The organism is Saprospiraceae bacterium, from assembly GCA_016716185.1.
Classification (GTDB): Bacteria; Bacteroidota; Bacteroidia; order Chitinophagales; family Saprospiraceae; genus Vicinibacter.
In genome coordinates this window covers 444,493-465,130 of record JADJWV010000001.1, presented here as the reverse complement: position 1 = coordinate 465,130, position 20,638 = coordinate 444,493, and the positions used below count along the sequence as shown (strand labels likewise).

Genomic DNA, 20,638 nt, shown 5'->3' with positions numbered 1-20,638 from the left:
ATATTAGCACATGATTATTGATCAAAAGGTCTGTTAAAAAGTAAGCAGTACGGCACATATCACTCCATATACTCTGAACAGGGGTTATTCAAATTATTGTTTTTAGTCTTTTATGATGATCACCAATTAGTTTTATATTTTTGTCTTTGGTTGATGAGCTTTACAGCAATTCTATCCATGCAATAGTTACAATACAGAACCACACAACAGAACGATTTGTGATATGAACACAAGCAATCAAAAATTCAAAGACGTGGACGAATATATTTCCTGTTTTCCTGCGAAAATCCAGGCAATCCTGAGAAAGATTCGCTCCACTATAAAAAAAGCTGCACCCACGGCTGACGAACGCATCAGTTATGGCATGCCCTTCTACGAATATGGAGGGAAGGGATACGAGGGAAGGCTGATTTATTTTGGAGTCTTTAAAAATCATATCGGCTTGTTTATTACTCCTCAAAATACTAAAACCGTTCCTAAAGAAATGCGTGTATATCACGTTTCAAAAGCTACTTATCAGTTTCCATTAGACAGTCCATTCCCCTGTACCATACTGGAAAAAACGGTTAAGGCTCTCGTCAAAGAAAGAGATATGAAGAACCACCAAAAAATTACAGCAAAAAATGAAAAAGCAAAATTATCATCTCCAATTGACATTAAAACATACAACCAAAATCAAATCCCGGCCGATAAATCGATTTGTCAATTGTTGCACACAGAAATAAACAAACACCTGCCTGAAGCCGAAAGTAAGGTTTGGCACCGACACCCTGTCTGGTTTATAGACGGCAACCCCATTGTAGGTTACAGTAAAGAAAAGCGCGGAATGAGGTTAATGTTTTGGAGCGGAGCCAGTTTTGATGAACAAGGCCTTTCCGTGCACGGTGGAAAATTTAAAGATGCTTCCGTTTTTTACAATGAGGTATCGGAAATAAACCCCAAAGATCTGAAGCGTTGGTTGAAAAAATCTAAAGAAATTCAATGGGACTATAAAAACATTGTAAAGAGAAAAGGCGTTCTGGAACGATTGAAATAACAACAAATAACCATGATCAAATTAGCTGAAGGAATATTGCACGAACTCCCCGACGATATGATAAGCGCATTGAGTAAGAATGATGCCATTTCAGAACGTTGGAATAAGCTTACTCCGATCCAACGCAATGAATGGATCTGTTGGGTCACCATAGTCAAAAAGGAAGAGACCCGGTCAGAACATATTGACCGGATGATGACAGAACTGAACGAAGGCAAAAGACAACCCTGTTGTTGGCCAGGCTGTCCACACCGAAGACCAAACGCACAGAAATGGTTTAAAAATTTGGAAAAATGAAAACAACAGCTGAACATGATGAAAGAATTGCAAAAATGATTTTCGCTTCGGTTTATCCGCATTATGTCAACAAAGTTGAAAGCAAAGGCAGGACCAAACAAGAATTGCAACAGGTGATATCATGGCTGACCGGCTTTGACGAGAAGCAATTGCAGCAACTTATAGTTGATAAGGTCACATTTGAAACATTTTTTAAGAAGGCTAAATTGAACCCCAATGCACATCTCATCACCGGCTCCATTTGTGGTTACCGGATAGAAGAAATTGAAAATCCTTTAACAAAGCAGGCCCGGTATTTAGATAAATTGGTGGACGAATTGGCAAAAGGCCGGAAAATGGAAAAGATATTGCGGACAGCCTAAATATGGATGAAAATACCTTATAGAGTAAACGAACACTATTAAACCTTTCTAAAATCTTTCGGCAATTTTCAAGAATAAAATTTCCCAACCCTTGTTAAATAACTCCTTTTAGAAATTTAAATTCGACCGCTGAAATTCCAGGAATATAAATTACTGAGTTTAATATCTCTAATTTTTTTAAATCCTTACTTACGACATCTCAAGATGTTAGAATGCTTCTGTATTCGGAATTGAATGATGGAATAATTGCGAATAAAATCAAAGATTTTAACACATCAGTTAAATTATTAAAAGATACATCCGGTATTTTACAGGAATATTCGCGTTTTATCTTTATTTTTGATTACGGACTTCATTCACAATGAGCCAATTTAGAATTTGATCCAAACACAACCCATCTGATTATGAAAAAACTTCTCCTGTTTTGCTTTGTAATTTTCTCTACTCTCGGGATCGAAGGACAAAAACAATCTTCACCCATTTTATTCATATATGATGCCAGTGGATCCATGTGGGGAAAATTGGAAGCATCCACAAAAAAAGACATTGCAGCCAATGTCTTATCGTCGACAGTAGAAAAAATCCCGGCCGACAAACCTATAGGATTAATCGCCTATGGGCACCGAAGTAAAAGTGATTGCAATGATATAGAGTTGATAGCAGACATCTCCAACAACTCCAAAACCAAAATAATCACTGCAGTAAAAGGATTAAAATCATTGGGTAAAACCCCATTGGCAAAAAGCGCAACGCTTGCCATCGGTTTGCTTAGAGAATCCAAAATAAAAACAACGATAATATTAATTACCGATGGTATAGAATCCTGTGAGGGCGATCTCTGTTCTGTTATAAAAAAAGCAAAATCGGAAAACATCGATTTCAGATTGCATATTGTTGGCTTTGGTTTAAAAGAAACCGAAAAGGAAGCACTCATTTGTGCAGCCAAAGCGGGCGATGGCTATTATTACGATGCAGATAATACAACGGGCCTGCAGACCGTATTGTCGGAAGCAACTGCGAAAACCGTCGACGAACCGAAAGCCAATTTCTCCGTATTTGCCACCAAAACAGGAAAACCTGTTGATGCCATCATAAGGGCCAGAAATTCCCAGACGAAGAAAGAAGTCGCCTGGGCAAGAACTTACAGGGATACCGGATTTGTCTATTTGGCGAAAGGAAAATACGAAATTGAAGTTCGGGCTTTGGAGGGAACTGACATCCCGGCCACTAGTTTTACTTTAGATATGAATACTGATTCAACCAGACACCGGAATATAAGTTTTGACGGAGGAATTTTAGAAGTGACCACAACAAACAATGGTAAACCCTGGGATGTGTTGGTAAAAATGATGGACAAAAAATCTGGTAAAATTATGGCCAGTACCAGAACTTATGGTAGAACAAAACAGATGGAAGTTCCTGCAGGGCATTACAAAGTATCTTTCCAGGCCTTAGGGATTGAAGGTTTACATGTTCTAATGGAAATCGAAGATGTATGGGTAAAATCGAATGGCACCACCCCGGTTACACAAAATTTCGAAAGTGGAATTGCATTCATCGAAGTCAGTACAAAAACCAATGAACTCATTGATGCTACTGTGAATGTTCACGATAAAGCTTCAGGAAAAAATGTCGCTACAGACAGGACTTATACTTCCAGTACAACCAACCCGAGTAAGTTTGTTCTAAATCCCGGGACTTACGATGTGCACATTAAAACCCTTGGAAAACACAAAGGTCATAGCGGCAGTTATACGATTGTCGTTAAAGCCGGAGAGACCACAGAAAAAAGCATCAAGTATTAAAAAAACCGCGAGGGAAGGAAAAAATCTGCTCGCTAAAATTAACCCAGCTGTTCCTGCGTAAATATTTGCTATTGCCCCGCCAGCTACAAACCCCAGAGCCATATTAAACATCCAATCACCAGAAATGAACGGATAAGCTCTAGATGCACCAAAAAATCCCCCTAATCCCCATTTATGAGTTAGCTTTTTAGATTGATTGTTATATCTTCGACTAACTCTTGGATAGAGTTTATTTTCGCCTAACTTTTATACCAATTTTTTTTAAAAAAGATTAAATAGTCTGGAAATCCAAATCTATTAATTTCGTAATTTTCTGATAATTTTGCTTCTAAACAAAATGAAAATGATAGCACGACATTTATTTATCTTAGTAATTAGTTTTCAATCACTTTGGCTATTCAGTCAATGGCAACAGGTCAATGGACCATATGGACAGGATATACGTTGCATTGCTTCGGAAGCAAATATTATTGTCATTGGATCAATAAGTAATGGTGTTTTTGTTTCGAATGATTTAGGAATTACGTGGGTAGAAAAAAATAACGGTTTAACCAATAAAAGAATAAACTCCATAGCAATTAAGGGTTCAAATATTTATGCAGGAACTTTATCTAACGGAATTTTCAAATCATCAGATGGCGGTGATAATTGGGTTAAACTGGATTTGGGGCAAAATATTGAAGGTGTAAATTCCATTTTGATTGATGGAAATCAAATTTATGCAGGAACTAATGGAAAAGGAATCCTTTTTTCAAATAACAATGGTAGTAACTGGAATAGTCTGAATAACGGATTAAATAATTTAAACGTCAATTCAATTATTAAAAGAAATAGTAGTCTATTCGCAGGTACTTGGGGTGGAGTATTCCTTTCTACAAATAATGGAGCTAGTTGGAATGCTATGAATTCAGGTTTAACGGTAAGTGGCGTAAAGGCCTTGACCTATAGAGGAAGTAATTTGTATGCCGCCGGAGTCAATGACGGTGGTATTTTTTATTCACAAAATAATGGAGTCACTTGGGCCCCTATCAATAACGGATTGTTTAACAAGTTTGTTCTTTCCTTGTCTGCAGACTTAAATAATATTTATGCAGGCACAAATGACGGTGTATATCTTTTAAAATCAAACGAATTTCAATGGGAAAGGAAGAGTTCCGGTCATACAGGAACCCATGTAAATTCAATCATAATTAAAGGAAATCTGATAATAACCGGCTCTGATGGAGGAATAAATATATCAGATAATAAAGGAGAAAATTGGGCCGCATCTAATATTGGAATTGCTGACACTTATGTAAATTCCTTATCATCAGAAGGCGATAAAATTTTCGCAGGTTCTTACGATGGGAGGGTTTATATAATTACAAATGATGGAAATTCTTGCAAAGAAATCAATATTGAGAAAAATCAAAACAATAACATTGATCCCCCAGATATTGAAGCCATAGAATCTGATGGTAACAATATCTACGCTGCAGGAATTGGTGGAATTTTTCTTTCAGAAGATACTGGAATTAATTGGAGGAAATTAAATATTCCCGCTTGGCTTGGCATTCCCATTCTCAAATTAAAAGGAACCAATATATATTATGCAGGCTATGGAGTTGGAGGTTTGTATTTTTCACCAGATAAAGGAGTAACTTGGAAGGATGTCAGACCATATCCTACTTCCACAGCAGTAACTGCCTTGGAATTAGATGGGAATAAAATTTATGCGGGAGGTAGCGGCTCACTATATGTAAGCGACGATACTTTTTCTAACTGGGATACATTGACAGGACCGGTTCTTCGTAATTATAATATAATTTCATTATTAATTGATAGCGAGAACATCTATGCAGGAACCTCTACTTTTGGTAATGGAGTATTTATTTCAAGAGATAAAGGTCTAAATTGGTTTGGATCCAAACTCGGTCTTAGCAACCTCTGTTCTATAAAGGATTTTGAAATTTTTGAAAATAGAATTTTTATTGCGACTGAATGTAATGGCGTCTTTTATTCAAATAATAAAGGTGTTAATTGGATTCCTATAAACGAAGGATTGAAAGATTTAGGGGTTACTAATTTGGAAATTTCAGGTAATTATTTAATCGCTGGTACTCAACAAAATGGAGTCTGGAAGCGGTTATTGTCCGATTTTACGGTCGATGTTGATTTGGTGGAGCAATCAGATGATATTTTAATATTTCCCAACCCTTCTAGTAATTTTATTGAAATTTCAAGTACTAACCTCTCGCAATTAGAAATATTCAATATCAATGGACAATTATTAAAAATAATTCAATCGAGTGATAATCTAAGAAAAATTTTCGACATATCTGATATACCTAATGGAATTAATTTCATCAAGGTATTAAAAAATAATAAAATTGTTTTTAAAAAACTTATCAAAATTTAATAGACTCTAATTGCCAATATATTTGAAATAGAATTTTTACATCATGGAATTCTGATTATTGTTTATGGCGTATTACAAAATGAACTTTCATATAAGTTTCCCTACAATACATATGGAGCAATCGGAATAATTTTAATAAAAATTCAAAGACTTTGACATATCAGTTAAATTGTATTCCTAAGAAAAACGACTATGGCTAAATTATACTTGATATTATTGGGACTTCTGGTATTTGTTGCCTGTAAAACGACCAAATACGAATATGCTTTTATTTCGGACAGGGATGAATATTTGGACCTATATATTTCATCCAAAAACGACCAACTTCTGAACATTACCAACGATAAATACACGGACTACGGAATCAAGTGGAGCCCGGATGGAAAAAATATTTTATTCGCTAAACTGGTGAAAAAACAATATGACCTTTATCTCTATAACATAGCATTAAAAACAACTGAGCAGCTAACCCACGACACACTCAATCAATACGGACCCTCTTTTTCTCCGGATGGAAAAAGCATTTTATATGTTTCTAATGCCGACCATAAACAAAATGAAATTTATTTTATGAATCTGGCCACAAAAAAAATATCTCGCATTACACAAAACGACAGATTAGACGGTTCACCAACATTTCATCCGGATGGAGTCAGAATTTTCTATACCTCATTTATGGATAGAGACACTGCCAACAAAATTACCAATAGTGAGATATTTATTACAGATACGATGGGCAGCTACCACACCAGGCTGACCAACAGAATCGGAAACGATGGAGCCCTGGATATTTCGCCTGATGGAAAATCGATTGCATGCCACTATTTTTTAAATAACAAAGCAGACATCTATGTTATGAACATCGACGGCAGCAACATCAAACAATTAACCAGCGACAGCCTGGACAACAGATGGCCACGTTGGACTCCTGACGGTAGATACATTGCATATACCCGTGTCGCCCAGAATTCTGATATTTGGATCATGGATAAAAACGGCAACCATAAAAAACCTTATATAACATCGCCAAAAAGAGACGAAATACTTGAATTTAATCCCGCAAAAAATAAAAACAAATAACGTTCAAATGAAAATGACGAATCCTAAGACAATTCAAGCTTTATGTTGAGCGTCATTTTTCCAACCAGTCTGCTTCTTCCAGCCTGGACATAGTATACCTCTTGTATCTTTAAACTTTGCCTGGAAAACAAGCTGAATAAAAAAGTGGTTTGTAATAATTTTAGGAATGTATTAACTTTAGAATTGATTTTTGGGTTTTTCACTTTACTTTTAAAAAATTGGGGTATGAGAAGTTCATTGATATTAAAGTATTCCTGTTGTCCGGCGATCGAACAGATAAATTCTCTGAGAATAGAAATTTTAAAAACATTTAATAAAATCCAATGGCATCTCATCAGCAATTTGTAGATTTCGTTACCGATCAGATCAAAGGTTCAGGGGAAATAGTCGCCAAAAAAATGTTTGGTGATTATGGAATTTACGCCGACGGAAAAATATTTGGGCTTATTTGCGATAACAAACTTTATATAAAGCCCACAAAATCCGGGCGGGAATTTATTGGCGAAGTAACAGAAGCACCTGCTTATCCGGGAGCCAAACCAAGTTTTTTAATTGAAGAAAAAATTGAAGATGGTATTTGGTTAAGCAAATTAGTCAAAATTTCCTTAAAGGAATTGCCCGAGCCTAAACCCAAAAAGAAGAAAGTTTCCAAAAGAAAATAAAATGAAATATAGTGGTCAAATTACAATCTATAAACCGCAAATCGAAGTCGCAACGCTCTTCGCCAATCCGGAAAACAATAAAGAATACCAGGATGGTTTTCTGAGAAAAGAACTCATCAGCGGCACACAAGGTATGGATGGTGCCATATCAAAAATGTATTACCAATTTGGAAAACGGGAAATGGAATTGACAGAAACAATCATTGCAAACCGGCTTCCTGAATCATTTGAAGCATTTTATCACCATCCGCATATGGACAATACCATGAAATGCAAATTCATCCCGCTTGATGAAAATTCATGCCGGTATGTTTACGAATTTGAATACACTCGTGTGAGTTGGCTCATGCCAAAACTGATGTTCTTGCTGTTTCCGGGCATGTTCAGAAAGCAAGGTGAAAAATGGATCAGACAATTTAAGGAATTTGCAGAAAAAAAATGAGATTATGTGGGAAGAAAAATTAGCCCTTTATGATCAATTAATATCAAAATGTCCTGAAATTGAACGAAAGGGAAAAACGATGCCGTACACTTCTGTAAATGGCCATATGTTTTCTCAATTAAACAAAGACGGTGAATTGGGAATCAGGTTTTCAGAAGAAGTAAAGGCAAAGTACATGCAGCAACTGAAGACCAGCCCTTTTAAGGCTTATGGTGCCGTAATGAAAGGATATATTCTGATCCCCGAAAAAATGTGGAATGACATGAACAAACTATCCACACTACTGAAGGAAAGTTATAGCTATGTGCTGGGGCTTGAACCAAAATAATATGGACTTTAGGATAACATCATTCATAAAATTTCTTTGCATGCCAATCGTGTATTACAAATATTGCAAATTTCATATGGTCTCAAACAAGCCTTATTTAGAAACTTTAAATCCCAAAAATAGTTAATGCGCTATCCGTTATTGAGAGAAAACAATTATATTGTTTTTAAAACAGAATATTTTGGCTGCGGCATTTTTTCTGTCAGAATAAGAAATATTTTAAAGTATCGTTTTTTAGAAAGTTTAGTTTAACTTTAAAGCATTGAACCACGCTTTCTTACTTTTCTGTTTGACCCTTTTTGTTTGCTGCAACAGACAAAACAACAACCATGCTGCAAATACTTCCGGAAAAGGCCCAACGGTTATAAGAGTTTTTAACGCCGTTGGATTGGCTCCTGATTTTGACACCACCCTCGTGAGTCAATACATCCGGAGTATTTTCCAGGATTCAAAAGGAAATTTATGGTTTGGTACACTTGGAGAAGGTGTGGTAAGGTATGACAAAAAAACTTTAAGATATTTTTCAGATCCCGATGGTTTTTACAATAAAACTGTATATGCCATCAACGAAGATAAAAATGGCAACATGTGGTTTGGAACAGATCAGGGTATTTATAAATACAATGGTTTAACGTTCAGAAATTACAATCAAAAAGACGGACTCATCCATACAGACATTACCCGTAAAGGCATACTCGTTGATAGATCAGGAACCATCTGGGTAGGCACACACGGAGGTGTTTACCAATACAATTCCGTAGCGGATGCTGCTGGAACTCCTTGTTTTTCTTTATTTTCTTGGCTTGCGTCGGCAAATGTTGCAGATCTCATGGAAGACAAACATGGAAATATTTGGATCGCAACTACAGGACAGGGAGTCTATCGTTTCGATGGCAGCACGCTGGTCAATTTCAACGAAAAAGAAGGGTTAGGTGAAAATTATGCAAGTGGTATCGCAGAAGATAATGCTGGCCATATCTGGTTTACCATGAAAAACGGAATATGCAAATACGATGGCAAAACTTTTACAGAGTATACAAACAAAGATGGCTTGGGAGGAAAAGAGTTTTGGGGAATATGTATAGAAGATTCGGGAATTATTTGGATTACAGCCAGAGGCAGCACCACAAGGTTTGATCCTTCTCTGAATAAAGGAGATCCCGGTGCATTCAGAGTATTTACACCCGAAGACGGACTTAATTGTTGCGTACAAAGCATGTATCAGGACAAGTCAGGGAATATGTGGTGGGGTGCCGGTTCCGGTCTGTACCGTTTTGATGGAACGCGTTTTTTTCAGGTGAAACAAAGCGGTCCTTGGCCGGAATGAACAAATTTATTTTTAAATCAATAAAAGAAATTATAAAGGCCTTTTCTTTTTAATGTTAAAAATGAAGATGTATAAAATAGTGCCAGTTCAAAAGTTTCAGTCCGGCCTTTTTCATTTTAACTAAAACTAATTTAAAAAACGTTAAGAACGTAACCCCGTTTGAGATCAAATCACAATCAAGGAAAACATTATAAATTTTAAACAAAGGCCTGTTCATAAGGTATTAAACGAAGTTTTTAAGTGCGGCACAATTTTAAAAGTTTCCACACATGGAGTAGCAGTAAAAATTGTGTCTCCCCAATAGAATGAAAATGAATTTCAATTCTCACTTCAATCCCTTCAATGCTTCCCTCGCTTCTTCAAAATCAGCATTCAAACTCAATACATTTTCAAGATCCGCTTTGGCTTGTTCCTTTTTGCCAAGTTTTATAAAAGCTAAGGCCCTTTGATAATAGGAACTTGCTTCGGTTGGCTTGAGTTGAATGCAAATAGAAAAATGATCGGCCGCTTTTTCTATGGAATCGGCTTCCATGTAAAGAACACCCAGATTGTAGATACCAGCTTCATAAGATGGAAAACGCGCTGCCAACTGTCTGAACAAAGCGATTGCCTTGTTTCTGTTTCCAAACCGATGCACCGCATACGCTTTACTGTGATACACTTCGGGATCTGTACTATCTAAACGGATCGCATTGTCGTAATAATCCAACGCGCGTTCGATCTTTAATTCTGTAAGCACGTCGCCCAATTGAATCCAGGCCTTTCGCATTTCGGGATCTAAATCGACGCATTTCTGATAAGCATTTACCGCTCTTCCCGTATCTCCCATTTCGTACAACACATGTCCCGACAAATACCAGGCTTCGGTATTTTGAGGGTCTCTTTCAAAAATTTTGTTGATCACGGCCAATGCAGGCATGTACTGCTTGAGCAATAATTTCAACTCCGCAACTTTCAACAAAACAGCCTTGTTCTCCGGAAATTGATCCAGGGCTTTATCGAGCACATCCGAAGCCATTTTGGATTGTGCAGTCATCAGGTATGCTTGTGAAAGTCCGAAATAATAATCCGGTCGACTTGATGAATCTATGGATATGGCTTTCAAAAAATCCGCAATTGCCGAATCATACGATTCACTTTCCATCAACAGATTTGCACGAAGTATATACAAACTGTCGTTTTCTGAATCTTCCGATATCAAAGCACTGATTTGTTGTATAGGAGATTGATCAACAAAGGTCCCTGAATGCCCTTCCTTATCTCCCTTGCAGGAAAAATAAAATACAATACTAACAATTGTTAGTAGTTGAAATAGATTTATGGGTGTTCTGTCCAAAAATTGAAAAGTCAATTGCTTTTTTAGTGTCATAATTTTACCTTCATCGTTTTACCGGTTTTTCTGCTTCGCTCCGCCGCAAATCCCATGATGTGGCTTTCAATGGAAGCATCAATGGTGGATGTCAGCAGTCCGGCATTTTGTTGGGAAACGGCTTGCACCCAATTACGCATCAATCGCGCGTCACCACCCCCATGTCCGTGTTTGCTGTAAATTCCGTCATCAAACGATTGAGAATCCCAGTTTGTGACTTTCCCCGTCCTGAAATCGGTATGTACAAAGCTTTCCATATCTCCGTGCAAATCGCCAAGGCTGCCCATCACGCGGGTTCTGCGGCCGTGATAAGACGTAAATGCTTCCATGTTAAAACTGGCCGTGATGCCTCCGTCAAATTCAAGACTCATGACGTAATGATCGCACTGGTCGTTCTCCATGCGGTAAACACATCGACCGTAATTTGTGGTTTTTAAATAGTTCATGATGGCATCGGGATGCAATTCCTTTTGCTCGGGCAAATCAAAAACATACAGATACGTGCGGTCGCGCAGGTAAATTTTCATGGCCGAATACGGGCATTGCGATTCAATGGCACAGCCTTCGTTGCAACGTGCCGTGCTTCCTTGTGGTGCATTATTACGCCTGAACCAACTCAAATCTCCAAAGGCCGATACGCGTTTGCAGGGTTTGTCTACCAGCCAGCGCATCATGTCCAGATCGTGACAGGATTTGGCAATGATGATTGGCGTGGTCGCTTTGCTGTTGTGCCAGTTGCCGCGTACAAAAGAATGCGCCATATGCACATGCTGGATGGGTTCAAAATGTTGCAGACTAACAAGTGTTCCTATCGAACCGTTGTGGATGAGTTCGCGGAGTTTAACAAAATAAGGAGCATAACGAAGCACATGACACAATCCCACAATGCGTCCTGTCTTTTTGGTTTTTGCTAAAATATCCCTGCACTCCTTTTCCGTCTGCGCCATGGGCTTTTCCAGCAAAACATCATAACCCATATCGAGTGCTTTCATGCAGGGTCCGTAATGCAGGTGATCAGGAGTGGTGATAATGATGGCATCCGCAAATTTAGGTTTCCCGAATACATGCTCCCAGGTTACAAACCGGTGTTCATCTTTGATATTATGCTTTTTGGCATACCGGTCATTCCGGATCGGGATGGGCTCAGCGACACCAACAATTTGAATTTCATCGGGATATTTGGCTGCATAATTTCCATAGACATTCCCCCGTGCTCCCGCACCCAGCGTAATGGCAGTAATGGGTCTTTCGGGTTTTATATACAAAGGGTGGACTTCATCCATGATAAATCTACTCATTTCCGGTAAGATAAAACTACCTGCACCTGTTGCGAGGCCAACATTTTTAATCAGCTCTCTGCGCGACCATTTTTCTGCCATAAATAAAAGATTGATTCTGCCGAAAGATAAGCATTCCTGCCGATCTGCATGGCCATCGCAGTTCAGACTTTTACACATCAAAGCAAATCAGATATTTTCTTTTATGTTCATGACTCTCTATAAATGTAGCGATTTTATATGCGCTTTTTACACTATATGAATTTCTTTATCAAAAATTTGTTACGCATTCCAAAACGCCATTACCTTTACCTCGCTCTTTTTGCAATTCATAAATAGATTTTATAAATTCTGCAGAGCAAACTTTTAAGTCCAATGATCACATGAAAAGAATTGGACGCCGTAAATTCTCAATGTGAAAAGGTATGAAAAGGCCGGATGATTTCATCCGGTTTTTTTTTGCAATATGTTAAAGAAAAAGGATTTTGGAACTAATATTCAGTTGCAAATGCTAATTTTGTGAACATTTACAGGTGAGTAAATTACAAAAAATTACAGATCGGATTATAAATAATTCCGGTACAGTAACTTACGCCGAATTATCTTATGTCTTATCAAGATTGGGATATTTGGAAGTTAAAACTGTTAAAACAAGTGGTTCACGTGTAGCTTTTTACAATAAGACTAAAAATTTATTGATTAGGCTTCATAAACCTCATCCTGGCAATGAACTAAAGGATTACCAAATTAAACTTTTAAAGACACATTTAGAACAGAATAATTTAATATGATTGATAAATTGGTTTTTGAAGACGTTATAGGGTCAGTGCATTATTCATCTTCCGACGATATTTTTTTTGGAAAACTGGAAGGCGTTAATGATCTAGTAACTTTTGAAGGTTCTTCTGTAAAAGAATTAAAGAAGTCATTTATAGAAGCGGTTAAGGACTATAAAAAATTATGCGAACAAACCGGTAAGAATATTAGTAAATCATTCAAAGGTTCATTTAATGTTAGAATAGATCCCAAACTTCATGAACTCGCATATATTGAAGCTACGAAAGAAGGAATAAGTTTAAATCAATTGGTTCAGGTCGCTTTGAAAAAACAGTTGGTAAAATAAAAGCCCCTCACTAAGATTATGAAAAAGATTCAAATTCTGCATTCAACCCGCCCCTTTTCATTTTAGATTTTTTAAAGGTCCATGCTGATCATCTCACCAACAAAATTGTCCTTGCAACTCTGACTTTAACTATCCTCATGGCAGAAACTGCGAAATGATAATTCTACTTTTTTAAGAAAGCTTATTCTCCGAACAGTCTAAATGTCTAAATGTTATGTGTACTTACCATCCGCCCACTGGCGATATACATCCGCCTATCAGTTTAATCACTCAGTCATGCATCAAGGCAAAAAAGAAAAATGATCAGTAGGAAAGATGAACAGCTAAAAATAATTCTTTGTGCCCCTTTGCGTCTTCGTGTTATTCTGGCAAACAGTCGGAAGTTTGTTGTTAGTTGTTAGTTGTTAGAATGCTAACAATTGTTAGTAATTAAGCTTTATCCTTGCTCTTTTCACGTTGATCTATGCTCTTTACACTTATTTCACCCTTAAGCCTTAGGCCTTCCGCCTTAAGCCTTAGGCCTTAAGACTTGGGCCTTGGGCCTTCCGCCTTAAGCCTTTAGCTTCCGCTTCCAGCTTTTAGCTCTCCGAATATTGCTCATAAGGCTCAATGTGCACATGCACCTGTCTGATCTGTGGAATTTTATCTTTCAATACATCGATAACCCGATGTGCAATTAAATGTCCTTCATGTACCGTGATCTCCGCCGGGACCATTACATGCAATTCCACCAGATACATCATTCCCGATTTTCGGATGAAACATTTTTCCGTACCGCGAACGCCTTCCACTTCAAACGCATGCTTTCGAATCTCATTTTCGAGTTCTTCATAAAAATGCTCATCCATAATTTCTCCAAGCGCAGGGCGGAATATCTGGTAACTGTTGTACAAAATAAATATCGAAGCAATTAGTGCCGCCCAGTCATCGGCAACTTCAAATCCCCGCCCGAAATACAAGGCAATCGAAATTCCAATAAATGCTGCAACAGATGTAATGGCATCACTTCGGTGGTGCCAGGCTTCGGCCTTCAATGCACTGCTGTGTGTTGCCTTACTTTTTCTCAGCACCAATTGAAAAGATATCTCTTTCCAGATGATAATTACTCCCAGAACGATCAATGTAAAATATTTCGGCGGCTCATGCGGGGTCTGTATGTTCTGAATGCTTTCGTAGGCAATCACCGTTGCAGAGGTCACCAAAAATGCAACCGTCACAAAAGTGAGCAGCGGTTCCACCCGACCGTGTCCGTAGGGATGATTTTTGTCGGCCGGTCTGTGAGAATATTTTAATCCGAACAAAGTAAGCAAGGATGCAAAGACATCTGTTGTCGATTCAATGGCATCTGCGATCAGGGCATATGAATTTCCGAAATAACCTGTTATCCATTTTATTACGGCAAGCAGGGAGTTGGAAACAATACTGATTAAACTAACTCGTATTGCCGTTTTTTCGAACTCTTTTTGCATCTTTTCCGCAAATCAATTATTTCGATTTGTACATGTTGCTTCCATCGAGATATTCAAATACGCGGTCGGCCACCATATATCTGACGGATTTTCCATTTTGTATGCATTCCCGAATATAACTGGCACTGATGTCCAGCAGGGGTGCATCGCAAAAATGCAAGGAGGGTTGTCCCTCATAGGCTTTGGGCACATCCGTTCCTACCCGTTTATAAACGTAAATTTTATATTTCTCTAAAATTAAATCGCCGTTTTTCCATTTATGCAGCGTCGGTAAATTGTCGCTTCCCAGGATCAGCGAAAAACGATGTTGCGGATATTTTTCTTCCAAATGAGTCAGGGTGTCAATGGTATAACTGGGTTGGGGCAAACTGAATTCAATCGAACAACTTCTGATTTTCGGATTGTCTTCCACCGATAAATTGACCAGGTGCAGTCGATCGTAATCGTTAGCGAGACTGGCTTTTGCTTTGAACGGATTGTGCGGACTAACCACCAGCCAGACCTGATCGACTTCCCCTAAATTGGCAATGTGCTGTGCAATGATGAGGTGCCCTGTGTGGATTGGGTTAAAGGATCCGAAATACAAGGCAATTTGCATTGCTCTTAATAGTTGCTCATGACAGGCATGATCAGCATCAGTAAATTTTCGCTTGCGGCTTGCTCGGCTGGAAGAAAAATACCTGGCTTACTGGGGCTCGACAATTCAATAGTAAGCACTTCCCCTCCGATATTGGAAAGCATTTCGATGAGGTATTTTGCACTGAATCCAATCGTCATCGGTTCCCCTTGATAGGTGCAACTCATTTGTTCGGTTGCTTCATTCGACAAGTCGACATCCTGAGAAGAAATGGTCAGACTCTTGTCCTGAATATTCAACATCACCTGATTCGTCGATTTGTTGGCATAAACGATGATCCTTTTCAATGCAGATAAAAGTTCATAACGACTCACCTGCAGCAGATAGGGATTGTTGACCGGGATGACAGCGTTGTAATCCGGATATTTCGCTTCAATCAGCCGCATCGACAATTGTGTATCGCCAAAACTGAAAAAAGCCCGCTCCCTGTTGAAATGCATCATCACTTTATCTTCTTTCGGCAAAATGGTTTTTAAAGCCAGCATCGATTTTTTGGTAAGCACGATCGTAGCCGATGTGTCGCTGCTGATGTCCTGGAAACTGTATTTCACTAGTTTATGTGCATCCGTTGCTGCGAAGGTCAGTTGGTTGAAATCGATATTGAGACAGATCCCCTTCATAGCCGGGCGCATTTCATCATTGCTGGTTGCAAAAGAGGTCCGGTCGATAGCCAATTGTAATTTTTCACTGGATATTCCGAAACCGGGTTCGTCAACAGGTTCCGCGATCTTGGGGTAGTCTTCGGCCTTTTCTCCCACCAATTTGTAGACCCCGGAAAGTGAGGTAATGGTAACCCCTCTCGTATCGTCGTTGATTTCGATCGATAAAGGCTGCTCGGGCATGGCTTTTAAAGTTTCAAGCAGGGTTTTCCCGGGAATTGCTATACTGCCCGCATTTGTTACTTCGGCATCCAAACTGGTGCTGATGGTCAATTCTAAATTGGAAGCAGTGATAAACAGTTTATTTTTATCTGATCGGATCAAAAAATCTTCCAAAATAGGAAGGACGGGGTTAGAAGCCAGCGCTGAGGCTGCAATATTGAGCTTTTCCAGAAAACCTCCGGAGGATACGTTGAATTTCATAATCGTTTTGCTTGATTTTTGATATGTAAAGGCGCGATTGCCATGTATTATTTATGTTTACAGTGAAATGAAGGACAAAAATACATCATTCTGGCGTTTTACCATTTCCTTGGTCTATGAAGCTTAAATACCTGAACATGAACCCGGTAATCCAGGATTGGAACCAGCTTTCCTTTCCGGCCTACGAACAAGAGAATTTGGCGAACGGGAGTGTATTGTACAGTCTTGAATCTTCCAAACCGGGATTATGTTTCTTCGAATTGGTGTTCCAGAATGGAAGGTGGAGCGAACATAAAAAACTGGCCGCCAGATTTGCAGCCAACCTCATCATGGAAGGCACTGCAAATTATACTGCAGAAATGGTAGCCGATAAAATTGATTTTTATGGTGCCCATTTTTCGGTTCATGCCGATCTGGATTTTACTACGGTTTCCCTGAGCTGTCTTCAAAAACATTTCACCGAGTTGCTTGATTTTATTTCGGAGCTGGTACTTCGACCCGCTTACCGCGAATCCGATTTACAAAAAGCAAAAATTTTTCTCCATTCTCAATTGCAACACCAACTTGCTGAACCCGATTACGTTTCTTACCGCGAATTCACGTCCCTGATCTATGGGCCTGATTCGGTTTATGGTTACAACACCACGGCAGAGCGAATTGCCGGGATTGAAACCGAAGACCTTCTGAGATACCATCGGGAAAACTACCATGCTCATTGCCTGAATGCTTTTTATTGCGGATCCAATGATCCGGTTTACAGAGAATCCATATCCCGTTTTCTCCGGCAGTTCCCGGAGCCGGAACACAACAATGTGCCGGTTCACCTGCTTCCTTTTCCCCAATTGGAAAAATTGCACATCCCCATCAGCCACAGCACCCAGACAAGTTTAAAAATGGGAGTGCGCACATTCGCCAGACAACATCCCGATTTTTTTGGTCTTTATCTGCTGAATACCATCCTGGGAGATTATTTTGGTTCGAGACTTATGAAAAACATTCGGGAAGACAAAGGCTACACGTACGACATCCATTCGAGTCTGGATGCTCAAAAATATGCGGGTTGCTTTTACATCAGTGCCGAACTGAATCCCGATCAACTGGATGCCTCTTTAGCCCTGATTTCCGGCGAACTCACAAAACTGCACAACGAACCGATCCCGGACAGCGAATTGGAAATGGTCAGAAACTATTTGTGTGGTAACATGCTCCGGCTTATGGACGGCCCCTTCCAAACAATTTCCTTTTTAAAAATACTGGTGACCGAATATGGGTCTGCCAATGCATTCCCGCTTTTAAAAAGTGAAATTCTAAATACGAATGCCGAAAAATTACAGGAACTTGCAAGAAAATATCTGGATCCAGATAAAATGATCATAGTGACGGCAGGTGCCTGAACGCTTTATTTTTTTACTTTTGCAGTCCCTTCCCTGAATTCATATCCGGATTCTTAAACTGAGAATTTATTTTATTCGTATTGATCAAAGAATGAACGCACTATATAAATGAAACTTTTTAATCTTTTTATACAGGAATTAGCAGTCGATCTGGGCACGGCAAACACCCTGATCATTCAGGATGGGAAAGTGGTGGTCGACGAACCTTCCATTGTGGCTATTGACAAAAAATCGGGTGAAATTATTGCCGTTGGCAACAAAGCCATGCAAATGCACGAAAAGACCCACAAGAATATTGAAACCATCCGGCCACTTAAAGACGGGGTTATTGCCGATTTCCAGGCCGCTGAAGCAATGATCCAGGGCCTGATCAATATGATTGGAAATAAACGACGGTTTTTTACCCATCTCCGCATGGTCATATGCATTCCATCTGGGATCACTGAGGTCGAAAAAAGAGCGGTTTTCGATTCGGCCGACCACGTGGATTCGAAAGAAACCTACCTCATCCATGAACCCATGGCTGCTGCACTGGGTATAGGACTGGATGTCGAAGAGCCCATTGGTAATATGGTTATTGATATCGGTGGGGGTACTACGGAAATTGCAGTCATCGCTTTATCGGGAATCGTTTGCGATCAGTCTATCCGGGTCGCCGGCGACGAATTCACCAACGACATCATCGATTACATGCGTCGCGAACACAACATGCTGATTGGCGAGCGCACGGCTGAGCAAATGAAAATAAATATCGGATCTGCATTAAAAAAACTAGAGAATCCTCCCCAACCCTATGCAATCAATGGCCGGGACCTGATGACCGGAATTCCAAGACAGATCCTGGTTCGGTATGAAGAAACAGCAGAGGCACTTGACAAATCGATCATGAAAATTGAAGAAGCGGTTTTGAAAGCACTCGAACTCACTCCTCCGGAATTGTCTTCAGATATTTACAGAACGGGATTGTATTTGACCGGTGGTGGTGCCTTGCTTAAAGGATTGGATAAACGCCTTTCACTTAAAACCAAACTGCCCGTTATTGTGGCAGACGATCCTTTGAGAGCCGTGGTGAGGGGCACGGGATTGGCTTTGGCTAATACGGACAGGTTCTCCTTTTTAATTGACAGAAAAAGTATCTGATTTTATTGCGGGTTTGAATTCAATTCATTTCCCCGCAATTAAACTATGAACAGATGTGGAAATTTGCCAAAGTCATAGTTCAAAATGGAAGTTTGGTGTTGTTTGTTATCCTGCAAAGCATCTGCCTCATCTGGATAGTCAGATACAATCAGCCTCAGCGAAAAATTTATTTACATTCCTACCAGTTGTTAGCCACATCCTTCCAGGCCAAAGTAAATTCCACGATCGACTATTTTTCTTTGAAAAGCCGTTATGACAGTCTGGCCCATGAAAATGCAAACCTCCTTGTTAAGCTTGCTAACAACGCAATAAAAAATAACAATGATGAGGACACACTAAGCCGATCCGGAAAGTCATCGCCCGAATTTCATATCATTGCTGCAAGAGTAATCAACAATTCACTTGATAAAAGAAACAACACCATCACTTTAGATAAGGGAGGTAAACACGGAATCACTCCTGGCATGGGGGTTATCACCACCAAAGGAATTGTAGGCATTGTATCCGATACCAGTTCTAATTACAGTTTGGTATTGTCTGTCTTACACGAAGGAACCAGCATCAGTTCAAGGTTAAAACGTTGTGGCTTTTTTGGACCTTTGGTATGGGAAGGTCGCGATCCTTCGATGATGCAATTACAGGCCATCCAAAAATATGCAGACGTGCGTCTGGGAGATACCGTGGTGACCAGTGGTTATTCTGTCATCTTTCCAAAAAATATGCTCATCGGAACCGTAGCATTATATCGCATCGATCAGGGCTCTTTCACTTACGAGATCGATGTAAAACTCAGTCAACCCATGACCAATATCGACCAGGTCTATGTGATTGTCAATGAAAACAAACAGGAAAAATTGGATCTCGAACAAAAAATAAGCAGGTATGAATAAAGTATGGTTGAGCCATAGCTTGAAAGTCATCCTGTACGTGCTGTTACAGGTGCTGATGCTTAAAGAAATAAACCTCGGCGACAGCAATCAGAATTTAATTTTTATTCTGGTGTATCCTGTTGTCTTACTTACCTTGCCTCTTAAAATTCCTCAGTTTTTTATTCTCCTATTAGCATTTGCTGTTGGCATTACCGTCGACATGTTTTATGGTTCTCCCGGTGTCCATTCAGGAGCTTGTCTCTGGATGATGGTGTTCAGACCGCTGGTGCTTAGATTTTTTGAACCTAAAAACGGGTATCCACTGGATGGCGAACCCACCATTGGCGAAATGGGCATCCTATGGTTCTCGCAATATGCTGGTATATTGTTATTTGTTTTCTTCCTTTCTTATTTTATTTTGCAGGTCTTTACTTTTGTATATGCGGGCGAGATTTTATTAAAAACGATTTTAAGTTATTTTGTTTCGGGTATTGTGATCCTTTTATTGCAACTTTTTTTTAGTTTCAGATCTTCTTAATAT

20 protein-coding genes are annotated in these 20,638 nt (G+C 39.2%); 15 read left to right on the top strand and 5 right to left on the bottom strand.

Translation table 11 applies throughout. The features are described from left to right. Positions 1 to 223 precede the first annotated feature (223 nt). The 10 genes from IPM34_01790 to IPM34_01745 all read left to right on the top strand — a co-directional run bounded on the left by IPM34_01790 (position 224) and on the right by IPM34_01745 (position 9,737). On the top strand, positions 224 to 1,036 hold the full coding sequence (locus IPM34_01790; protein ID MBK8954277.1) for a DUF1801 domain-containing protein: 813 nt from the start codon (positions 224 to 226) through the stop codon (positions 1,034 to 1,036). 12 nt (positions 1,037 to 1,048) lie between these two features. Continuing rightward, entirely contained in the window at positions 1,049 to 1,333 is a 285-nt protein-coding gene (locus IPM34_01785; protein MBK8954276.1) for a YdeI/OmpD-associated family protein, read from the top strand. Further along, complete coding sequence (locus IPM34_01780) at positions 1,330 to 1,695, top strand: DUF2200 domain-containing protein (GenBank protein ID MBK8954275.1); 366 nt, start codon at positions 1,330 to 1,332, stop codon at positions 1,693 to 1,695. The genes IPM34_01785 and IPM34_01780 overlap by 4 nt, the downstream gene beginning before the upstream one ends. Positions 1,696 to 2,099: 404 nt before the next feature. Continuing rightward, positions 2,100 to 3,500 (top strand): VWA domain-containing protein, encoded by a 1,401-nt coding sequence (locus tag IPM34_01775; protein ID MBK8954274.1) that lies wholly within the window; start codon positions 2,100 to 2,102, stop codon positions 3,498 to 3,500. Between the two features lie 337 nt (positions 3,501 to 3,837). Continuing rightward, entirely contained in the window at positions 3,838 to 5,898 is a 2,061-nt protein-coding gene (locus tag IPM34_01770) for a T9SS type A sorting domain-containing protein (GenBank protein MBK8954273.1), read from the top strand. 192 nt (positions 5,899 to 6,090) lie between these two features. Next, positions 6,091 to 6,978: a PD40 domain-containing protein gene (locus IPM34_01765; GenBank protein MBK8954272.1), complete on the top strand. Its 888-nt coding sequence runs from the start codon at positions 6,091 to 6,093 to the stop codon at positions 6,976 to 6,978. Between the two features lie 323 nt (positions 6,979 to 7,301). After that, complete coding sequence (locus IPM34_01760; protein ID MBK8954271.1) at positions 7,302 to 7,640, top strand: TfoX/Sxy family protein; 339 nt, start codon at positions 7,302 to 7,304, stop codon at positions 7,638 to 7,640. A gap of 1 nt (position 7,641) precedes the next feature. After that, the gene (locus IPM34_01755; protein ID MBK8954270.1) at positions 7,642 to 8,082 is read left to right on the top strand and encodes an SRPBCC family protein; all 441 of its coding nucleotides are present in this window, start codon (positions 7,642 to 7,644) and stop codon (positions 8,080 to 8,082) included. 4 nt (positions 8,083 to 8,086) lie between these two features. Then, positions 8,087 to 8,410: a hypothetical protein gene (locus IPM34_01750; GenBank protein MBK8954269.1), complete on the top strand. Its 324-nt coding sequence runs from the start codon at positions 8,087 to 8,089 to the stop codon at positions 8,408 to 8,410. 262 nt (positions 8,411 to 8,672) lie between these two features. Beyond that, positions 8,673 to 9,737, top strand: a complete 1,065-nt coding sequence (locus tag IPM34_01745) for a regulator (protein ID MBK8954268.1) — start codon at positions 8,673 to 8,675, stop codon at positions 9,735 to 9,737. Positions 9,738 to 10,062: 325 nt separating this feature from the next. Here the strand turns inward: IPM34_01745 and IPM34_01740 are convergent, their stop codons facing one another. Then, on the bottom strand, positions 10,063 to 11,106 hold the full coding sequence (locus IPM34_01740) for a tetratricopeptide repeat protein (protein MBK8954267.1): 1,044 nt from the start codon (positions 11,104 to 11,106) through the stop codon (positions 10,063 to 10,065). Next, complete coding sequence (locus IPM34_01735; GenBank protein ID MBK8954266.1) at positions 11,103 to 12,485, bottom strand: Gfo/Idh/MocA family oxidoreductase; 1,383 nt, start codon at positions 12,483 to 12,485, stop codon at positions 11,103 to 11,105. The genes IPM34_01740 and IPM34_01735 overlap by 4 nt, the downstream gene beginning before the upstream one ends. Positions 12,486 to 13,170: 685 nt before the next feature. On the opposite strand from IPM34_01735, the gene IPM34_01730 reads away from it, so the two are divergent. Continuing rightward, positions 13,171 to 13,506, top strand: coding sequence for a type II toxin-antitoxin system HicB family antitoxin (locus IPM34_01730; GenBank protein ID MBK8954265.1), 336 nt, complete (start codon positions 13,171 to 13,173; stop codon positions 13,504 to 13,506). Positions 13,507 to 14,084: 578 nt separating this feature from the next. Here IPM34_01730 and IPM34_01725 read toward each other — a convergent pair. The 3 genes from IPM34_01725 to dnaN are packed head-to-tail and all read right to left on the bottom strand — an operon-like array spanning position 14,085 to position 16,694. Next, a complete protein-coding gene (locus tag IPM34_01725; protein MBK8954264.1) occupies positions 14,085 to 14,975 on the bottom strand; it encodes a cation transporter in 891 nt (296 codons plus the stop codon). A 16-nt stretch (positions 14,976 to 14,991) separates the two neighbouring features. Beyond that, a complete protein-coding gene (locus tag IPM34_01720; protein ID MBK8954263.1) occupies positions 14,992 to 15,573 on the bottom strand; it encodes a nicotinate-nucleotide adenylyltransferase in 582 nt (193 codons plus the stop codon). 5 nt (positions 15,574 to 15,578) lie between these two features. Next, a complete protein-coding gene (gene dnaN / locus IPM34_01715; GenBank protein MBK8954262.1) occupies positions 15,579 to 16,694 on the bottom strand; it encodes a DNA polymerase III subunit beta in 1,116 nt (371 codons plus the stop codon). Positions 16,695 to 16,831: 137 nt separating this feature from the next. On the opposite strand from dnaN, the gene IPM34_01710 reads away from it, so the two are divergent. The 4 genes from IPM34_01710 (at position 16,832) to IPM34_01695 (ending at position 20,635) form a co-directional block, all read left to right on the top strand. Beyond that, positions 16,832 to 18,088 carry an insulinase family protein gene (locus IPM34_01710; protein ID MBK8954261.1) on the top strand — a complete coding sequence of 419 codons (1,257 nt, stop codon included), beginning with the start codon at positions 16,832 to 16,834 and terminating at the stop codon, positions 18,086 to 18,088. Positions 18,089 to 18,196: 108 nt separating this feature from the next. Beyond that, positions 18,197 to 19,228 carry a rod shape-determining protein gene (locus tag IPM34_01705; protein ID MBK8954260.1) on the top strand — a complete coding sequence of 344 codons (1,032 nt, stop codon included), beginning with the start codon at positions 18,197 to 18,199 and terminating at the stop codon, positions 19,226 to 19,228. Between the two features lie 53 nt (positions 19,229 to 19,281). Next, positions 19,282 to 20,118, top strand: a complete 837-nt coding sequence (gene mreC / locus IPM34_01700; protein MBK8954259.1) for a rod shape-determining protein MreC — start codon at positions 19,282 to 19,284, stop codon at positions 20,116 to 20,118. Beyond that, positions 20,111 to 20,635, top strand: coding sequence for a hypothetical protein (locus IPM34_01695; GenBank protein MBK8954258.1), 525 nt, complete (start codon positions 20,111 to 20,113; stop codon positions 20,633 to 20,635). Before mreC ends, IPM34_01695 begins: the two co-directional genes overlap by 8 nt. Positions 20,636 to 20,638 lie beyond the last annotated feature (3 nt).

Bases quoted from the DNA above. Each gene is read 5' to 3' on its own strand.
- IPM34_01790 (MBK8954277.1), top strand. From the start codon at position 224: ATGAACACAAGCAATCAAAAATTCAAAGACGTGGACGAATATATTTCC.
- IPM34_01785 (MBK8954276.1), top strand. From the start codon at position 1,049: ATGATCAAATTAGCTGAAGGAATATTGCACGAACTCCCCGACGATATG.
- IPM34_01780 (MBK8954275.1), top strand. From the start codon at position 1,330: ATGAAAACAACAGCTGAACATGATGAAAGAATTGCAAAAATGATTTTC.
- IPM34_01775 (MBK8954274.1), top strand. From the start codon at position 2,100: ATGAAAAAACTTCTCCTGTTTTGCTTTGTAATTTTCTCTACTCTCGGG.
- IPM34_01770 (MBK8954273.1), top strand. From the start codon at position 3,838: ATGAAAATGATAGCACGACATTTATTTATCTTAGTAATTAGTTTTCAA.
- IPM34_01765 (MBK8954272.1), top strand. From the start codon at position 6,091: ATGGCTAAATTATACTTGATATTATTGGGACTTCTGGTATTTGTTGCC.
- IPM34_01760 (MBK8954271.1), top strand. From the start codon at position 7,302: ATGGCATCTCATCAGCAATTTGTAGATTTCGTTACCGATCAGATCAAA.
- IPM34_01755 (MBK8954270.1), top strand. From the start codon at position 7,642: ATGAAATATAGTGGTCAAATTACAATCTATAAACCGCAAATCGAAGTC.
- IPM34_01750 (MBK8954269.1), top strand. From the start codon at position 8,087: ATGTGGGAAGAAAAATTAGCCCTTTATGATCAATTAATATCAAAATGT.
- IPM34_01740 (MBK8954267.1), bottom strand. From the start codon at position 11,106: ATGACACTAAAAAAGCAATTGACTTTTCAATTTTTGGACAGAACACCC.
- IPM34_01735 (MBK8954266.1), bottom strand. From the start codon at position 12,485: ATGGCAGAAAAATGGTCGCGCAGAGAGCTGATTAAAAATGTTGGCCTC.
- IPM34_01730 (MBK8954265.1), top strand. From the start codon at position 13,171: ATGATTGATAAATTGGTTTTTGAAGACGTTATAGGGTCAGTGCATTAT.
- IPM34_01725 (MBK8954264.1), bottom strand. From the start codon at position 14,975: ATGCAAAAAGAGTTCGAAAAAACGGCAATACGAGTTAGTTTAATCAGT.
- IPM34_01720 (MBK8954263.1), bottom strand. From the start codon at position 15,573: ATGCAAATTGCCTTGTATTTCGGATCCTTTAACCCAATCCACACAGGG.
- dnaN (MBK8954262.1), bottom strand. From the start codon at position 16,694: ATGAAATTCAACGTATCCTCCGGAGGTTTTCTGGAAAAGCTCAATATT.
- IPM34_01710 (MBK8954261.1), top strand. From the start codon at position 16,832: ATGAACCCGGTAATCCAGGATTGGAACCAGCTTTCCTTTCCGGCCTAC.
- IPM34_01705 (MBK8954260.1), top strand. From the start codon at position 18,197: ATGAAACTTTTTAATCTTTTTATACAGGAATTAGCAGTCGATCTGGGC.
- mreC (MBK8954259.1), top strand. From the start codon at position 19,282: ATGTGGAAATTTGCCAAAGTCATAGTTCAAAATGGAAGTTTGGTGTTG.
- IPM34_01695 (MBK8954258.1), top strand. From the start codon at position 20,111: ATGAATAAAGTATGGTTGAGCCATAGCTTGAAAGTCATCCTGTACGTG.